The organism is Desulfosporosinus sp. BICA1-9 (assembly GCF_000802135.1).
The window spans coordinates 1-18690 of record NZ_JUEE01000156.1 but is presented as its reverse complement, the minus strand read 5'-3'; the positions used below and the strand labels follow the sequence as shown (position 1 = coordinate 18690).

The window sequence follows — 18690 nt, the reverse complement described above, 5'->3', positions numbered from 1 at the left end:
GCACTTGCAACACCTGTAATGTTACCAGTACCAACACGTCCGCCCAAAGCCATCGCGAAGCCCTGAAACGATGAAACGCCTTCGTCTGAACTTTTAGTTGCAAAAAGATTTTTGACCATGTCTTTAATTAAGCGCACCTGTGGAAATCTCATGAGTACTGAAAAATAAATACCGGCTGCCAAGCATAAATAGATCATGACTTTACCCCAGAAAAAATTGTCCAGACTGGCTGATAGATTTAATAAGTCCATTAAACAACCTCCCGTATTTTTTTATTAATATGCAGTCATGTATAGCCAAACGGCCGTTTTTGATTATACAAAACTTACATAAAAACCAAAAATATGTTAAATTTGAATTAACTATCTTAATTACACTTTTTGTTTTTACAATAAAAAGAATTTAACATCAATTTTTATTTTGCAGTAAATTATAAATAGTAAATTTATATCCAAAACAACTTTGTTAAGGATCATAATCTGTTTAGGAGGGACTTCTCCTTTTTCAAGCATGGTCTAGTTTAACAAATAAATTATCTCATAATTCCGATATTATTGATACATAAATCTATTAATAATATACTAGAAATTATTCCCATTATTTTTTTATCTTACTCTCCATTGACTGACGATAGCCCAAGGAAGCTGCCAACAATCCCCAGGACTGCGCTGAGCAACATAACCACTAAGGTTATGCCAGATAAAAGTGTTTCCTGAGGCGGAAGAGGGATGAAGGGAAGGGGGCCTGCCGTCCGAGCATAAAGGTATGAGACCGAGAACGCGGCCAGAGCCACTGCCAAGATGCCTCCGCCAAGGGTTAATAACAATCCCTCGAGCAAAAATGGGAATGCAATGAAGGTTTCCGGTGCGCCTAATAATCTTAGAGTGTTTATTTGTTCCTTGTTGTTAGATATCTCCAGCCTAATAATATGAGATATAATAACCAAGGTAGATATACCTACAGCAACTACCACTAGGAACCCGACAAGCTTTAATAACCCGGCAATATTACGCAGACGATCCAAGACTGCTCTGTTGTCCCTAACGTGTTCAACGCCCACCATGTGGTTTAATCTTTCTAATACCGGGTCGATCTCTGCCAGATTAATTTTTAGCTCAATGAAAGAACTAAATGGATTATCCTCAAAATTCTTTAAAACACTCGCTTCTTTGCCAAGAATTTCCACCATCTTGCGGTAAGCTTCCTCTTTATCAACCAGTCGCGCCGCGCGAGCGCCCTCTAACCCTTTAATACTTTCAACCAGTTGCATGACATCCGTGTTAGTACTAACAACACTTTCGTCAAGATAAACGTTAATTTCTGCCTCCCCCTGGACAACATTCACAACATGACTGCTTACCCACCAGCCGGAAATTATCATGGCGAGAATAAAGAAAATAAGGCCTGTACTTAAAGCTGTTAAAATATTGGAAATTAGGTTCAAGCGGATCATCGTTTTTACTTCTTTCAGGAAATAACCTGCATTCAAAAAAACAGTTTTCATGCTAAGTTCATCCCAGCCTTTCCCAGCTCAAGCTTCCATTATCCATTCGGATATACTTGGAATTTTTTTCTGCATTAATCAGATGGGTTGCATGGGTGGTAATCACTACTGCTGTTTTTTCATCGACGAAAGACGTTAAAAGCTCTAAGATATTTAGGGCATTGTCCTTGTCCAAATTACCCGTGGGTTCGTCCGCCAGGATTAATACTGGCTTCCTAGCCACTGCCCGGGCAATGGCAACCCTCTGACTCTCCCCCCATGATAGGTTTTCCACCAATGAAAGCGCCTTGTGTTCCAGCCCTACTTTTACCAAGGCATTACTGGCATTATCCTTTAACTGAACTTGAGGTAGATCTAGAAAACGCATGCCCAGCATGACATTTTCCATAACAGTTCTCCCTGCTATAAGTTTAAATTCCTGGAAAACGGGTCCGATTATCTTTCTCAGCTGCCTGATCCCCGCTGTCTGACCTTTAGTCATTGGCTGTCCCAGCACCTTTAGCGAACCTACTGTCGGATACTCAATTCCCATAAATATCTTTAAGAGACTGGTTTTTCCAGAGCCACTAGGCCCCGTGACATAGACCATATCACCTGGTTCCACTTGTAGGTCGATATCTTTTAGAGCCATTGTCCCATTAGGAAACCTCAAACTAACTCCTTTTGCTTCAATCAATTTTTGTGCTACCTCCTCAGTAGTTTGGAATAATCGTCCATTCCAAAAATCCATCCGTAGTCTTGATAGAATTCATGGTGTAGTTGCTCAGTGGTAGCTTAAGATTAAACACCAAGTCACCTTTTAAGAACAAATCTTTTATTGCTCCGGTATCCAGTGGCATTCCATAGAAGCTACCTTCTTTCACCTGAAATTTCAAGGTGTGCGCTCCTTGAATAACAAAGATCCCTGATAAAACAAGATTTTCTTCAGGCAAGTTGATTTCAACATGGCTCTTAAAAAAGCGAAACACGACCTTTGGGAGCAAGGGCTGCCCGGAACTTATTTCATTGAGGGTTTCTTCACCGATTGATCCTTTAATACTTATAAAATCATAAGATATATTCAATTTATCCAGCGGAATGTTTCCCCCATCGATAATACTGGAGACTTCCTTAATAATTGCAGGGACAGAAGTTTTAAGTTCTTCCCAGTTCAGCTGCAAGTTAGTCAGATTTTCCTGATAATACTCCCTTTGTTCCTTCAAGGATGCTAAATATTTCTCCTGATCCACTATTAACTGCTGTTTTTTAGTCAGAGATTCTCGTAACTGTTTTTGATTATCTGCCATCAATTTAATTTCTTCAGCTAGGTTTGTTTTTTCCTTTAATTGCTGCGCTTTACTCTGTTCGAGCAACTCCATAAGATTTCCCGTGTTGCGGGTGAGGTCCCTCAAAATATTTATTCTCCCGAGAAGCATAGCCAAGTTGTCTGACTCTAGAATTATTTCTAAGTAAGTCCCCGGTCCCATCCTCTGATAACTCTTGAGAACCTGCTTTAGGTCTTCCATTTTTTTAGTATAGGCGATCTCTTCCTCTGCAATTGTTACCCTCAAGCCCTCAATTTCCCGGTTTTTTGTTTCTATAATACGAGTAATCCTCTCTTCCTCTTTTTCCATTTCATTAATCTGTTGTCCCAAGACAAACAGGTTTTGAAGGTTTTCTCGTTCAGTTTCAGAAATATTAGCCATTTTCTCTTTAATTCCAGCAAATGGTCCTTCCTGTCCGACTAGTATGCCTGTCGGTAGCATCACTATCAGAGCAATTACTAGGCAGGAAACTAAAAATAATACTAAAGTTCTTATTCTATGAATGTAACTCAACCTCCCGTTTACCTCAACCCGAATGTAACCTAATACTTCAACATGTTTCCTATTATTCCTTCTAAATCAACAAACTCCTTCATGCAAAAAAAAGCCAGAGCGTCTAAACGTTCTGGCGGTGTCTACATTCACCTATTAAATATTTACTAAATTAACTCTTATTCTTATACTTATGCCATTTTCTTGTCTTTATCCTTTAATGCTGCCAATTCTTTTGAATAGGATCTTGCTACGATCTTATGCCAGAGTTCAGCACCTTTAATACCACATCTCTCTGGAACAAATACAGGATCTACGCCCAGCTTCTTCTGTGCTTCGTAGTCTTTTAGAGTAGCAATACCTGGTTTTGTCAACAGTATGATAACAATAACATTGAACCATGCCATTGCACCAACACCTGCGGAACCAAAGTTCCAAACCACGTCAGCTGACATAATTGTACTGATGAAAACCATCAATACGATACCAATTCTTGAAGCTGTGATCGCCATTTTGTAACCGCTGCCGTTACTGTTGTTTCTAAAGAGATAGCCGACATTAGAATCTGTGTAGAAAGCATACGCTAATACAGTTGTGAAGGTAAAGAAGCCCAAGGCAATTGCTACGAAACCGCCGCCAATCCCTGGAATAAATGCATCGACAGCTGTTTGTGTAAAGTTCCCTTTTTCTAAGCCCGGAACAAATTCTGTAAGGAAACCTCCTGCTGGATTAGCTACATTGAACGTGTTTGTTGAAAGTATCATGATTGCTGTAGCAGTACATACCAACAATGTGTCAACATACACTGAGAAGGCTTGAACAAGCCCTTGTTTTGCAGGGTGTGATACTTCAGCAGCACCTGCAGCCTGAGCACCCGTACCTTGACCAGCTTCATTGGAGAATATGCCTCTCTTAACACCCCAACTGATGGCTAATCCGAAGACAGCACCATATGCTGCATTCATGTTAAATGCACTACTGAAGATTAAGCCAAAAACATAGGGGATCTTATCAAAATTAATAATCAAAATAATGAATGCAAGAGCCATGTAAGCGATCGCCATGAATGGAACGATCATCCCAGCTACCTTAGCGATTCTCTTGCCGCCACCGAATACAATATACCCAAGTAACCCTGCATATAGAACAGCTATAATTAATGGATCTATGCCAAAGGCAACTGTTGCAGCAGTAGCGAAAGAATTGGATTGAATACCAGGAAGAAGGATACCGCAAGATACCAAGGTAAGAATTGCAAATGCCATGCCTAAGCCCCTACTACCTAACCCTTTTTCAATGTAGTAAGCTGGACCGCCGCGATACTCACCATGAATCTCTTGTTTCCACACCTGAGCTAAAGCAGCTTCTATATAAGCTGAGCCCGCACCAAGGAAGGCTATTGCCCACATCCAGAAAACCGCCCCAGGACCACCAAAGAATATGGCACTTGCAACACCAGTAATGTTACCAGTACCAACACGTCCACCTAATGCCATTGCAAAGCCCTGGAAGGATGACACACCTTCTGCTGAACTTTTACTTCCAAAAAGATGTTTAACCATGTCTTTAATTAAGCGCACCTGTGGAAATTTCATTAGTACCGAGAAATAAATACCAGCTGCCAAGCATAGGTAGATCATGATTTTACCCCAGAAAAAACCATCTAGACTTGATGACAAAGTTAATAAGTCCATTAAACAACCTCCCGTATTTTTTTATTAATATGCAGTCATGTATAGCCAACGGCCGTTTGATTACACAAAACTTGCATAAAAACCAATATATGTGTATATTTGTCTAAATAATTAATTCTTATATTTTTTCTTATACTTTATTCTTTATGATTTTACAATAAAACAAAATAAACGTTATTTTATTAATTGTATATTACTAATTTTCCAAAATATACCTAAACATTAAATTTAGTTATATTTAGATCTATCATTGCATATTAATTCGTATTTTCTAACATAGACTATGGGATTTAATCATCTCCTACGGAGCTCTTTACTAACCCGTACTAGTTATTCCCGCTTAAGAATTGGAGGGGACTTCTCCTTTTTATTAGCGGCTAGTTTTATTACTATAATTATCTTGCAATTCTGAAATTAACGCTAGGCAAATCGATGTTCAATTATCAGAAAATATTGTCGATATTTGAAATTAGCTATCAAAATATTTACCTATAGTATAAATATTTTACACTCGACTCGAAAGAAGTGGGAATGGATGGCAAAAAAGGGTTCAGGCCGCACATGAGTACAGCCTAAACCCTAAACAAGAGTGATTGCAGATGTCGAAAGGTATTCACGTTCAAATTCCTTGAGCTAAATATTTTCTGGTTAAATTCATTCGTTGAATGTGACATCTGTAAGAACTTCTCGACTTTGTCAATATGTCTATCCACTCTTCATTGGAAAACAAGGCGGTTATCTGGGCTCGATCCTCTAACATCAAAAAATATTGACTAGGATAATCTGCCTCGATCACATCTAAAATCCCTTCTGGAAAAACCAAATCCTGAACATACTTTTTTTTATGATGTTTTCTTTTGTATTCCGCTAAATCATTCATAAAATTCCTCACCAGCAGGTTGTATATTATCATAGCAACCAATTTCTCAGGATAAACGGGTTTTGAAATCTCCATAACCAAATTGTCTGACGATCTTAATACCTTCCTCTTCGTTGAAAAGTGCGATAGAAGGAAGATTTACACCATTGAACATATTGTTCTTCACCATAGTATAGTGTGCCATGTCACAAAATACAAGCCTTTCGCCAGCTTTTAAAGGCTGTTTGAACGAATAGTCGCCAATGATGTCTCCGGCAAGACAAGTAAGACCACCAAGTCTGTAGTTATGAGGAAATTCACCAGGCTTTCCAGCATCGATTATAGTAGGTCTGTAAGGCATTTCGAGCACATCCGGCATATGACAGGCTGCTGAAGTATCCAAAATAGCAATTTTCATGCCATTATCCACGATATCAAGGACCTTGGCAACCAAAAAACCTGTGTTTAAAGCCACTGCTTCACCGGGTTCTAGGTATATATCTACTCCATATTTGTCCTGTAAAAACGTTATAGAACGAACCAAGGTTTCAAGGTCATAGTCCGGTCTGGTAATATGATGACCCCCACCTAGATTGAGCCATTTCATAGGTTTTATAAATTCACCAAACTTTTGATCAACCACTTGAATCGTCCGCTCAAGGGTATCTGAATTCTGCTCGCACATCGTATGGAAATGGAGTCCTTCAATACCCTCAAGCTCTGACCGTCGGAAATTGGACAATGTCACGCCAAGTCTTGAGTATTGATAGCAGGGATCGTAAATAGGCGTCTCTATCTCCGAGTATTCCGGATTGATACGGATACCACAGCTTATCTTTTTGGTTTTGATTTTTTTCACTTTGTCTTTGTACCGATTCCATTGATCAAAGGAATTAAAGGTAATATGGTCACAAATGCTGAGGATTTCATCGAAATCTCCCTCAACGTAAGCCGGCGCATAAATATGGACTTCTTTCCCCATCTCTTCATAACCCAGCCTAGCCTCAAACAGTGAGCTTGCGGTGACACCTTTAAGATAGTTGCCCACGAGAGGAAATGCCGAATGCATTGAAAACCCTTTTAAAGCAAGCAGAATGCTGCATCCTGTACGTTCTTGTACGGAATTTAGTCGTTCAAGATTTTTTAAAATAAGTCTTTCATCCACAATATAGCAGGGTGATGGCAGGGAAGTGATATCAATGTCCATTATACACCTCAATCAAGGAGAGTTGGCGAGAAGGTTTCCTGCCAAGGTAGTCCGTATTTATTTAAAGCTTCCATGAACGGATCCGGATCAAATTCTTCAACATTGAAGACACCGGGTTTTTTCCAAAGCCCTTTGAGCATTAACATTGCTCCAATCATGGCCGGAACTCCCGTTGTATAGGAAATAGCCTGCGACCCGACTTCTGAATAACATTCTTGATGATCGCAAATGTTGTAAACATAATAGGTTAAGGGCTTGCCGTCTTTAATCCCTTGCATAATACATCCGATATTCGTTTTTCCTTTAGTTCTGGGCCCGAGGGAGGCGGGATCAGGAAGCACAGCCTTTAAAAATTGCAAAGGAATGATCTTTTGCCCCTCAAAATCAATAGGCTCAATCGAAGTCATGCCGACATTTTCGAGGACACGTAAATGATTAAGATAATTGTCAGAGAACGTCATCCAAAATCTTATCCGCTTAATTCCCTTGATATGAATGGCTAAGGATTCTAATTCTTCATGGTACATAAGATAAATATTTTTGGGGCCTATCTCCGGAAGATCGTAAACTTTTTTCACAGAGAGAGGGTCAGTTTCGACCCAAGAGCCGTTTTCAAAGTACCTTCCATTCGCGGTTATTTCGCGAATATTAATTTCAGGGTTAAAATTTGTAGCGAAAGGATAGCCATGATCCCCTGCATTGGCATCCACAATATCTATAGAATGAATTTCATCAAAATAGTGTTTTTGGGCATAGGCACAAAAAACACCGGTAACCCCAGGGTCAAAGCCGCTTCCTAACAAGGCAGTCAACCCGGCCTGAGCAAATTTCTCTTGATACGCCCACTGCCATTTGTACTCAAATTTCGCAAGATCAGGTGGCTCATAATTCGCAGTATCCAGGTAATCTACCCCAGTAGCGAGGCAGGCATCCATAATGGTCAAGTCTTGATACGGGAGCGCAAGGTTAATGACAATATCGGGCTTAAAGCTTTTAATCAAGTCAATGACCATGTCTGTATTATCCGCATCAAGCTGAGCCGTAAGAATTTTTGTGGCACTTCCAGCTAACTTATTCTTGATCGCTTCACATTTTTCGACCGTTCTGCTGGCAATACAAATTTCTTCAAATACATCTAGATTCTGGCAACATTTATGAATAGCAACACTGGCAACTCCACCTGCGCCGATAATCAAAGCTTTTCCCATTTCAGCACCCCCCTAAATGACTTTTTCAACAATGCAAATTATACCTAAACCACTCCAAATAATCAATTAAAACGACAAAAAATGAGTGAAAGAATTAACTATAATTCGTTTCCAGAAATTCAACCCATTCCAGATATATCGTTTCGGTGCTTTTCGCAAAGGTTCCTTCATAGTTTGACGTATTTAACAAAGTTAATACGCTAGTCCAGCCATCATTATCTGTCACACAATAAAAGGAATGAACATTTTGGTCTCTTTCATATACGCCCTATACTGATCCCCAAATTCAACAAGCATATCTTTTTCCTCTCTTTTTGCCAGGCGTATATACATACCGATCATCACCGGATACAGAATAAGCATTGGTAAGGTTGCCCACTCTGCCATCATTCCAAAGGATAAAAGCAGCAGACCGGTATACTGAGGATGACGGATATATTTAAAACTTACACCCAAAGTTTTCTTCTGTCTTAAGGCTGATATTCCCGCCATGTGCTACTATGATTTTCTCAACGATTGCCAGCCCTAAGCCCGTTCCGCCTGTTTGTGAATTTCTTGCACTATCCGCCCTTACAAAGGGATGAAATATATCTTTAGCAATCGTTGCCGGTATTCCAATCCCATTATCCTCGAAGACAATTACTATTTCATCGCCCTGCTCACATAAGCGCATTCTTACCTTCGTATCTTTTAAATTGTATTGCACGGTATTAGCAACAAGATTTTGGAACACTCTATTCACTGCATAATATCAAGCATTACGAATATCTTTTCTTCAGGGATATCAAAATCATAGGTGAAGCCAGCCTTATCAAAGATTGGAATAGCGGTTCCCATTTCCTCTCTTACATATTCGCAGACGTCAACTTTGGTTTTACATAGTTTAAATTCTGAGCTTTCCATTTTAGATAACTCAAACAGATCCGTAATTAAATTGTTTGCTCGTAGGCTGTTATCATAGATAATCTTTATGTAGACGTCCCGTTCCTCAATGGATAGATCTAGTTTGTTACCCCAAAGTTCTGCATAACCCATAATGCTTGCCAAAGGATTTTTAAGATCATGGGAAATATCAAGTACCAATTTTTTACGGTTTTCCTCCGACTGCTTTCTTAAAGATATTTCCTTTTCGATTTGCTGTGCCATTGCGTTAAATGTATCCTGTAATTCTCCAAATTCATTTTTCAGATTAAGGTCAACTCTCTCAGTATAGTCGCCATCTTTCAGGCGTCGTGCGCTGTTACAAAGTTTCCTCAAAGGGTTAACTATACCAATGGATGTAATCTTTGAATAGATTACGGTACTAATCGCAAGCAGTAATAAATAAAAGAGAATTACAGCAAGCAGAAAACCAACGACATTTTGTTTATCTACCGAAGCAAATTCTTTGTTGTATACGATGGCAAAGTCAATTCTGATAGAAGTCGGAAATGTCACTACCAGCCAAAACTGTTCTTTAGCATTGTATTCAATACTATAGCTATAGGGGATTCCCATACTTTTACTCAAGACCAAAAATTCCGTGAACTCCTCTGTGGTCAGCTTATCCTTTAAAAGGGTGTTTATCCCTGCCGAATATAGAACTTCATAATTGGTATTAATGACCTGCACACCGCCACCTTTGTCAACCACCGATGTTGTGTCGATACTTTTGTAATCATCCATCATAAGGTTTTGTGCTGTATAGTTATTTTTTACAAGAGTCTTGGCTATCAAATCGTTCGCAAATCCTAAAAGCATAAATGCAAATATCCCGATCATGGTCGAGATAATAAACATGACGACATAGTTGGCTAAGAATCGATTTTCTATTTTCCTATTCATAAGCTAACCTCGCCTTAGTTTGGTTCTTGAAATTAACAAAGTTCTCGCATGATTCTAACAATTGTGCTTCCGACCGCTTCAAATTCTAAGTTTCTGCGCAGGGTATCCCCAACGCCCTCGATAATCGCACAAGAACATATTGTCCTACCATATCCAAGGCAATCGCCATGAACAGACAAACGCCCGAAAAGTAGAGGGCGTATTTCAATTCTCTTCGCAAGATGTAAATTGCTAGGTTGAACATAGCAATAACCAACAGTCCGCCAATCAGAAATAGTTCTTTCCCCAGGAGAGTGTCATGAAGGTCAAGAATCTTTTCTGGGGTCCCCATAGACATGCTGTACCAGAAACCACCTCTTGCGTATTGAAAATTGGAAACCTGAATAATGATATCAAACTCCTTGGCAGGCACGTTAAAAAAAACTGCCTGTGGTTTGTACTCGCCAATTTCTTCCCCTGGTACGACCGCCACTTCACCGTTGGCAGCCACCAATGTTTGATTGATGTATAACTTGTAAGCACTTGAAAATACATACGGTCTGAGACCCAGTGCTGTATTCTCTGGAAGGTTAGTCTTGATATGAAGTCTGTAGGTTGCATACCCCTGACCCGGCAAATTTATCCCATCAATCTCGTATCCATCCCATGATTCTGGTATAGTTGCGAAAAGGTCAGGTTTTACATTTTGGAGGTCCTTGTGAGTCAAAAACTGGCTCCAGTAAAATTCCCATTGACCATCAAGCTGGATAGTTCCATATAATTGGCTGTCCCAATCCCTTAAATCCAAAACCCCGTTTTCTGCCTCTTGCTTATTATTTGCGTAAGCATCTGAACATGCAGAAAGTAAGATTATTAAAATAAAAAATAAAAAAAATCCTTTTGAAAATCTCACTATTTTACGGCCTCATTTGCAATTATTTTAATATCTATGTTTTAGCTAACTATAGATATTTTATCAGACTAGATCCCATATTTCTTTAACTTTTTTCAAAGTGAATTAAAGCAAGGGGATGATATTTCCCGGTTTCAGGCTAGAAAATGAAATTAATGAGGTACTTAATCTACACTTTTAGGCATCAAGAACAGACAGTGTTTGTATCGGTATTTCTCTGGTGCACTTAAAAGGACTTGGCAGTTTTATCCTGTCCAAGTCCTAAATATATTTATATTGAGTTACTCACGATCTATTAACAAAACACATCCCGCCTTATTACCAGCGTATCCCGAAATTACACTACATGAATTGATACTATCATGAGATAGATCTGATATCAATTGTAAGCTGATTTCAAGCGATGAGTATCTATTAAGTTAATCCTTCGACACCAAAGACTGATTCTGCCCCACACCCAGGACAAATATAACTGTAGTTACGGATTTGCATCTCGATCGATTCAATATCATCATCACTAAAATCATTGATCTTGTTCTGTCCTTTAGCCTTTAGTGTTTCGCTATCCCAGGCTATGCTACTGTATTCGGTCTTACATTTCGGACATTTATACTTCACAACAAAACCTCCCTCACGATTTCTTATCTTCCAATATTATTTACTGATTTTAGAATCTTGATAACAAAGAAGGTCAAAAGGCATACTACTAACACAAAAATAATGAGAGGAATGATCATGGGACCTAAGCTACTAAAGAAATGACTATAAAAAAGCAGAAAAACCTCTCATTATTTAGTTAGAGGTTTTTCTGTTCATCAATTACCTAATCTATTTTTACGAATTCTGTGAAATTTGACCAGTCTTCAACTTCGAAAGCTCTAACATCCCTGACCGATTTCTTAAACCAGTCAATTCTTCGAAGTTTACTTATCGCTTTATACACATTCATTAAATCATTTTCGTTGTTAGAAATATAAAGGCTTGCTTGTATCCATTCAAAACCAAGAGCTTCAAGTTCTCGCCTTATTTCTAGATTTGCTTCATCCCAATCCCCATAGTGTTTTTTTAGTTCTTCAAATTGCAGTTCAAAAGCTAAAGCATACATTGGAAACACCTCCCCCTTATCTCATAAACCATAGTATACCATGTTCAAAAGTTACATTCCAACCCCTGGATTTTTCCAAAAAGGCTAAACCGGCAACCACGCTCAAGGTGTCGCCGTAGCTGCAACCATGAATTACTATCGAGGTAACATTCAGTAGATGTTAAGATAAATAAAAAAGACTACCACAGAGGTAGTCACTTGCTTTAAACTACAATTTCCATCTCGCCAGCAACACTAGTATTAGTATCACTCAGTATAGATTCATGACGAGGCTCACGATTCCAAATTTCAGTGCATCTTTTGCAGTGGTTGGTCAGCTTACCAATCGCTGTTATCTCAATTTCAACCTCATCATTTACGTTGAAGGATGAACCATATCCTCCTGGAGTACCCGTTAAAATAACGTCTCCAGGTAGCAACGTCGTGATGTGAGAAATGAAGCTTACAAGGTATTCGATTCCAAAAATTAAATCAGCAGTATTTCCCTTCTGTTTTGGTTGACCGTTGACAAAGGAGGTAATGATTAAATTGTGAGCATCAATTCCGCTGGTAATCCATGGTCCTAAGGGAAGAAACGTATCGAATGACTTTGAGCGAGCCCATAGTCCATCCGTTTTCTGTAGGTCCTTCGCTGTTACATCATTAGCAATAGTATATCCCCAGATATACTTATGGGCCTCATCCTCAGACACAAGATGTGCCTTTTTCCCTATAACAATTGCTAATTCAGCTTCAAAGGCTAAATCATCTGTCATTGGCCATTTGATGATGCTTTCACCTGGGTCTAATACGCTTGTTGAAGGTTTAATGAATAAAAGAGGTTCCACGGGCCACCTGGCTCCAGGTTCTAAAATTGTATCCTTGTAATTAAGGCCAACACAAACTGCCTTTGTAGGAGTACATGGGGCTAATAGCTTTACTGTGGAAAGTTCGTACTCTATTCCAGAAACTTTAAAATCAGGATACTCATCACCTAGGAGTTCGCTAACCATAGTTCCTTTAAGCAATCCATACCTAATCTTATTATTATGATTAAAACGAATATATCGTTCCATAGACATGTCTCCTTAAAATAATAGGGAATAGGTGTAAGCGGGCGATAAACCGAGCAACACCTACCCCAAAATTGACCTTATTTCTAATATTTCTAGCCCTGAATTTCTTCGTATATCTTTTTGGTTGGGTCAATCATAAGCCATAATAAGGCGCTTGCAATAGATACTACGGATGCAACTAGAAACGGTGTTGCCCAATTACCGGTAGTTTGGACTATATATCCAAAAACTAAGGGCGACACAAAACCACCAAGATTTCCAAAAGTATTCATAAGCCCAGAAACAGTTCCCGCATGGGGGCCAGCAATGTCTAAGGCAGAAGCCCAATATACTCCAATACCAAACTCCGAAGAAGCTAAAGCTAAGGATAATAGAATTACCGACAATACATTATTCTCAACCAGCGCTCCAGGTACCATAAAGAAAGCGAGGGTAATGGAACCGACTAAGGGAATAATCCGACGAGCCCATTTGCTACCGTTTGTTTTCTTCATCAGTTTATCAGAGATTATTCCGCCAAGAGTATTCGCAATAGCTCCCGCAAGAAAAGGAAGAGCTGCGTATAAACCCATTTTTAACAAGGGGAAATCGCGTGCGTCTTTAAGATAGGTAGGGAACCAGTTGAAGTAAATATAAGTAACATAGATGAAGGCCATATAACTTAAGCACAATGCCCAGATACTTGGACTAGATAGGATTCTGCTCCATGGGGTTTTAGGTGTATCAATGGATTTTTTCTTACCATTTAAGATATAATCGATTTCTGCTTTGTTTGCAAAAGGATGATCTTCGGGTCGATCGCGGTATATAATCCACCAACCGATAGCCCAAGCAATACCTAAAGCTGCACAAACGATAAAGGCCATCCTCCAGCCGCCCCAACCAATAATCAATGCGACTAGCGGCGGGGTAAAGGCTGAACCGATACGGGTAGCACTTTGCAGAAGGCCTTGTGACAAGCCACGCTCTTCAGGACGTAACCATCTTGAGAGTGCGGTTTGGGCTACAGGGAACGCCCCTGCTTCTCCGACACCAAATCCAAACCGGAGCAATAATAAAGAAGTATACCCTTTACCCAAAGCTGTAAATGCTGTCCATGCAGACCACCAGACAACAAAGATTGGTAGGATGACCCTGGCTCCGAAACGATCACCTAACCATCCCCCTGGCATTTGAAATATAGCGTAACTCAACGTAAATGCACTAAAAATTGCGCCCATCTGAATTTTGTTCAATCCAAATTCTTCAGAAATATAGGGTGCCGCAACAGAAATATTTACACGATCCATAAACGTAATAAAGTACATGAGCATAGCCATACCTAAAATCAAATAACGCACATTAGTCCGTTTCATTATTAACTTCCTCCTCGTATAATTTATTTTGCCTGAAACAATCTGCCCCAACCTTTAATAATACTAGGATCAATTCCCACCATCTTAAGGGTTTTCCATACGGTTACAGCTGTACTATCATAAACAGTGATGCCGTAATCCTTCTCAAGTTGTTCGATTTGCCAAGTTGATCTTAAGTTTGTACAAATAATGCTTGTACCGTCAGCAGGATCTACGCTAACTTCTTTACACATTTGTTTAATTTGCTCAGGAGTAACAAGGCTAAAGGAACGATTAACCGTCTGATTCAAACCACGACTATGAATGACTTCGTATCCACACTTTGCATACTGCTTAATGATTAGCTCATCGATCTCAGGAATATAAGGAGTAACCGTATGAAGGGTCTTAACTCCGTTTTCCGCGAATGCATCCAGCATGGCTAGCATAGACGTTGTCGCAGGGATACCCGTTTCTTTAGTGATTTTTTCACACAGCATTCGATCGAACTCGAAGCCCACCCAACCACCGGATGTACCATTCCAAGCTATAGCATCAACATCTGCATTAGCCAGATATTCTGCTGCACGAAGAAATGGATCGAGATCAAACTGAGATAAGGAATCCGTTTCAAGTGAAATTTTCGTTACCTCAAGACGAGAATAGTGCATTGTGACTTGATTCTCTAGACCGGAAACCATTCTTGAACAAATTGGCTCAAGTGCAGTGTTTGAAGAGGGTGTTAGCATTCCAATTTTCTTCTGTTCTGTTGGATCAAACATAGTTTTAAGCATAATTAAATTCCTCCGTCCATAAATTTTTTGATCTGTATTCATTCGACTGTATATTGTCGACAGTCTATTTACTACACTAATTCGCCATTATTTTAAAAACTCCTCTATTACTATTCGAATTATTTAATCTTTTTAGACAGTAATAATTAGCACTTTAGACTGATCTTTCCACCCCCATGCGTGGCGCATAATACACAAGGGACTAACCCTGATGGTTAGTCCCTTGTCGTACCCCTTTTACTTCTTCAACTTCTACTAATTCCTAATCAGCAAACTATTATTCTAGGATTTTTCATTCAGAAAGTTTCTCACTTAATAAATTTAAATCTCCGCTGAAGTCACCTTCTGCAAAGATGTAGAAAATCTTTCTCTTTTGAGATAGTTGCCTTTACCAAGGTCACCTACGAATGTCCCTTGATGAACAATAGGCTCTCCACGCAACAGAACAGTGTCTACGCTCCCCTTGAGCTTAGTTTTTTCGTAAGGAGTATAATCTGATTTCTGATATTGACTTTTTGCGGTAATGACTTGTTCAGCTTCTGGATTGAAAAGAACCAGATCGGCATCACTTCCCGGAGCAATGGTTCCCTTCTGCGGGTAGAGTCCAAAAATTTTCGCGGGATTCGTAGAGACTAATTCAACAAATCGGGATAAATCTAACCCCTTCTCCATTCCATAGTGGTAGATTAAGCCAAAACGATGCTCTATTCCTGGTGCTCCGTTGGGAATCTTTCGGAAATCCTCTTTTCCTAGTTGTTTATGCTTCGTATAACTAAACCCGTTATGGTCAGAGGAGATAATATCGACCGAACCGTTCAATACCCCTCTCCACAAACCTTGAAGATTCTCTTTATTCCGAAGGGGAGGTGATAGTACATATTTTGCACTTTCATGACCTTCTAATTCATATTTGTCTTCAGAAAGAAGCAAATAATGTGGACAACTTTCTCCGTGGATAGGAATCCCCCTAGCTTTTGCATTTTGAACAAGTTTTAGCCCTTTCGTCGTACTTATATGGGCAATCAAAGTCGGACAACCAGTGAGCTCAGATAAAGTAATTGCTCTGTTAATAGCCTCAATTTCTGAGGGCTCTGGGCGACTTTTGGCATGATAACTCGGAGAGATATTACCTTCGGTAACGTACTTTTCTTGCAAGGCCAAAATAATCTCTTTATTTTCAGCATGAATGCAGGCCTTACAACCTAGCTTTTTGAATTCGCTCATAAAACGAAAGAGTTCTCTATCCGTCATCGCTATGTCATTAGCCATAAACAGTTTGAACGATGTGATTCCCTGCTCCACAAGAAGATTCAGTTCATTGAAGGTCTTATCGTTCGCTTGAGTAATAATGAGATGAAATCCATAATCAATGGCTGATAGTTTGGCTTTCTCTGACCAATGCCTTACCGACTCTTCGAGGGAAAGGCCGTTTTCTTGGAGCACGTAGTCTAGTATCGTCGTAGTTCCTCCAACTGCCGCGGCAATTGAATCTGTATCATAACCAGCTGATATACTTCCATCGCTACAAGGAACATTCATATGGATGTGAGCATCAATACCCCCAGGGAAGATATATTTTCCTGTTGCGTCAATGGCCTCATCGGTTTGCACCTTTAGATCTTTACCAATCGCAGCAATCTTACCATCCTGAATGAGAATATCTCCTTGAAATTGATCTGATGCAGTGATGATACGACCATTCTTAATCAACACGCTTTTCATGATTTCCACTCCTGTACTAGACTCTTTTCTTAGAAGTCTCTTCGTGATTTAAGGCCGCCTGATACTGGTTTGAATAATATTTCCAATCATTTTCAATGTGCTTACGTATAACACTTTCAACAATGTGAGCATCTTTTTCCTTAAGAGCTTTTACAATTTGCTTGTGCTCATCGAGATAATCCCGTGGACGGGAATACACTTTAAGTTCTGTATTCCTAGCCAGGATACTTAGAGATCGAATCTTATCAACGATTTCACTAAGTCGCCCATTTCCACTGATGTGGACGATTTGATCATGAAATGCGGTATTTAAATCCACCACTCGCTCGAATTCCTTTTGATCATAGGCCACTTCAGCCTCGTTTACCAGTTGCTCTAACTCCGCAATTTCTTCGTCTTTAATCTTCAGCGCAGCTAAGAAGCCTGCATACGGTTCTGTAGCAATCCGACATTGATAAATCTCTTCAATATCTTCTACTTCCATAGGGTTTACTACCGTTCCATTATCCATGGTATTGACAAGTCCATCTTGCTCTAACATGCGTAGAGCTTCTCGAATCGGGCTACGACTTACTCCTAATTCCTGCGCTAATTTAAGCTCAAGTAAACGTTCACCGGGTCGAAACTTTCCGGTTAATATTGACTCCCGCAAAATCTGATAAACTTGCAAATGGAACGGCATATTTTTAATAACACTAGCCAAGAAATCTCTCCTCTCATCGACAATACACCTTACCTTACTATACCCAATTATTCAATACTTAGGGAAGCATGGTCATGGAAAAGGAATACTAAGAATCAGGAAATACTGTCGACGGTCTACTCTTGATATGTATTATTCGATAAACTTTCTTTAAATCCTGCTTTAAGGTATTCTTTTCATCAACAAACGAAAGGCCTATCACATAAGGTAGAGATAGGCCTTTCGCTTGTTTACCTGAAGATACGATAGGCACGATAGTCTCCAGTGGAGAGTATCGCCGAGCCACCCGCCCCAAAGAAACACTTCGTGGCGAAGGTGAGCCTATCGCCACACTGCGACTTAGAACGCAGACTCCAGCAGTGTGGATCCTACTTTTCCAGGGGCTATGCCCCAAGTATCATCGGCCCTGGAACGAAAGGCGGATGAGCCTTTCGCCACACTGCAACTTATAACGCACACTCCTGCAGTGTGGATTCTTAACTTCCGTGTTCGATATACGAAAAGCGGACGAGCTTTTCGCCACATTGCGTCCCATGACGAATTCTCCAGCAGTGTGGATCCCGAACGGGTGGAACCCCCTACCTCGTTTTTCAGTATGACTGACACAGAAAAGACTACCTCGTTAGAGATAGTCTTTTCGCTTGTTACCTGGCGATGACCTACTTTTCCAGGGGCTATGCCCCAAGTATCATCGGCCCTGGAGGTCTTAACTTCCGTGTTCGATATGGGAACGGGTGGAACCCCTCCGGCATGATCACCAGATGCCTACTCGATGTTCGAAATACGATGTTCGTGGTTCGAACTCGAATTGTTTTCTTCGAAAACAAGAAATAAGGAGTTAACCTTATCGCTGTTCTCTCAAAACTGCACAGAGTCTCTTTTCTAGTCATTGTCGATTGAATTTGAGCCACTTACCTAGTCATTAGCAATCATGAAGTCTTCCGTCCTTATCCGTCGTCCTTTCGAACCACGAACCTCGAACATCGAACATCG

Annotated in this window: 19 protein-coding genes and 1 rRNA gene; all 20 read right to left on the bottom strand. The window is 39.9% G+C overall.

Annotated features, from left to right (window positions below):
• Positions 1-251 (bottom strand): alanine:cation symporter family protein (locus tag JL57_RS20015; protein WP_034143740.1); only part of this gene is annotated, 251 nt, incomplete at its 3' end.
• Positions 252-610: 359 nt separating this feature from the next.
• Positions 611-1504 (bottom strand): ABC transporter permease, encoded by an 894-nt coding sequence (locus tag JL57_RS20010; RefSeq protein ID WP_034143739.1) that lies wholly within the window; start codon positions 1502-1504, stop codon positions 611-613.
• Positions 1505-1511: 7 nt separating this feature from the next.
• The gene (locus tag JL57_RS20005; RefSeq protein ID WP_034143738.1) at positions 1512-2180 is read right to left on the bottom strand and encodes a cell division ATP-binding protein FtsE; all 669 of its coding nucleotides are present in this window, start codon (positions 2178-2180) and stop codon (positions 1512-1514) included.
• Positions 2181-2196: 16 nt separating this feature from the next.
• Positions 2197-3321 carry a hypothetical protein gene (locus tag JL57_RS20000; RefSeq protein ID WP_034143737.1) on the bottom strand — a complete coding sequence of 375 codons (1125 nt, stop codon included), beginning with the start codon at positions 3319-3321 and terminating at the stop codon, positions 2197-2199.
• Between the two features lie 170 nt (positions 3322-3491).
• Positions 3492-4994, bottom strand: a complete 1503-nt coding sequence (locus tag JL57_RS19995; protein WP_034143736.1) for a sodium:alanine symporter family protein — start codon at positions 4992-4994, stop codon at positions 3492-3494.
• A gap of 619 nt (positions 4995-5613) precedes the next feature.
• A complete protein-coding gene (locus JL57_RS19990; protein ID WP_034143745.1) occupies positions 5614-5874 on the bottom strand; it encodes a hypothetical protein in 261 nt (86 codons plus the stop codon).
• A gap of 46 nt (positions 5875-5920) precedes the next feature.
• Positions 5921-7060 (bottom strand): carboxynorspermidine decarboxylase, encoded by a 1140-nt coding sequence (gene nspC, locus JL57_RS19985; protein WP_034143735.1) that lies wholly within the window; start codon positions 7058-7060, stop codon positions 5921-5923.
• 8 nt (positions 7061-7068) lie between these two features.
• Positions 7069-8268, bottom strand: coding sequence for a saccharopine dehydrogenase family protein (locus tag JL57_RS19980; protein WP_034143734.1), 1200 nt, complete (start codon positions 8266-8268; stop codon positions 7069-7071).
• Between the two features lie 222 nt (positions 8269-8490).
• Positions 8491-8724 carry an isoprenylcysteine carboxylmethyltransferase family protein gene (locus JL57_RS19975; protein ID WP_291300324.1) on the bottom strand — a complete coding sequence of 78 codons (234 nt, stop codon included), beginning with the start codon at positions 8722-8724 and terminating at the stop codon, positions 8491-8493.
• A complete protein-coding gene (locus JL57_RS34970) occupies positions 8708-9001 on the bottom strand; it encodes a cell wall metabolism sensor histidine kinase WalK (RefSeq protein ID WP_291300323.1) in 294 nt (97 codons plus the stop codon). Before JL57_RS34970 ends, JL57_RS19975 begins: the two co-directional genes overlap by 17 nt.
• 5 nt (positions 9002-9006) lie before the next feature.
• The gene (locus JL57_RS34965) at positions 9007-10092 is read right to left on the bottom strand and encodes a HAMP domain-containing sensor histidine kinase (RefSeq protein WP_291300322.1); all 1086 of its coding nucleotides are present in this window, start codon (positions 10090-10092) and stop codon (positions 9007-9009) included.
• Between the two features lie 85 nt (positions 10093-10177).
• Positions 10178-10984: a hypothetical protein gene (locus tag JL57_RS19965; protein ID WP_034143733.1), complete on the bottom strand. Its 807-nt coding sequence runs from the start codon at positions 10982-10984 to the stop codon at positions 10178-10180.
• Positions 10985-11398: 414 nt separating this feature from the next.
• Positions 11399-11602, bottom strand: a complete 204-nt coding sequence (locus JL57_RS19960; protein WP_034143732.1) for a hypothetical protein — start codon at positions 11600-11602, stop codon at positions 11399-11401.
• Positions 11603-11807: 205 nt separating this feature from the next.
• Positions 11808-12089 (bottom strand): endoribonuclease VapD, encoded by a 282-nt coding sequence (locus tag JL57_RS19955; protein WP_034143731.1) that lies wholly within the window; start codon positions 12087-12089, stop codon positions 11808-11810.
• Between the two features lie 203 nt (positions 12090-12292).
• Positions 12293-13144, bottom strand: coding sequence for a fumarylacetoacetate hydrolase family protein (locus JL57_RS19950; protein WP_045691215.1), 852 nt, complete (start codon positions 13142-13144; stop codon positions 12293-12295).
• 92 nt (positions 13145-13236) lie between these two features.
• Positions 13237-14499 (bottom strand): MFS transporter, encoded by a 1263-nt coding sequence (locus JL57_RS19945; RefSeq protein ID WP_045691214.1) that lies wholly within the window; start codon positions 14497-14499, stop codon positions 13237-13239.
• A 23-nt stretch (positions 14500-14522) separates the two neighbouring features.
• The gene (locus JL57_RS19940; RefSeq protein WP_034143730.1) at positions 14523-15272 is read right to left on the bottom strand and encodes an aspartate/glutamate racemase family protein; all 750 of its coding nucleotides are present in this window, start codon (positions 15270-15272) and stop codon (positions 14523-14525) included.
• A 321-nt stretch (positions 15273-15593) separates the two neighbouring features.
• On the bottom strand, positions 15594-16994 hold the full coding sequence (hydA, locus tag JL57_RS19935) for a dihydropyrimidinase (protein ID WP_034143729.1): 1401 nt from the start codon (positions 16992-16994) through the stop codon (positions 15594-15596).
• A 16-nt stretch (positions 16995-17010) separates the two neighbouring features.
• Positions 17011-17697 carry a GntR family transcriptional regulator gene (locus tag JL57_RS19930; RefSeq protein WP_045691213.1) on the bottom strand — a complete coding sequence of 229 codons (687 nt, stop codon included), beginning with the start codon at positions 17695-17697 and terminating at the stop codon, positions 17011-17013.
• A gap of 646 nt (positions 17698-18343) precedes the next feature.
• Positions 18344-18459: ribosomal RNA gene (rrf, locus tag JL57_RS19925) — 5S ribosomal RNA — on the bottom strand.
• Between the last annotated feature and the right edge of the window lie 231 nt (positions 18460-18690).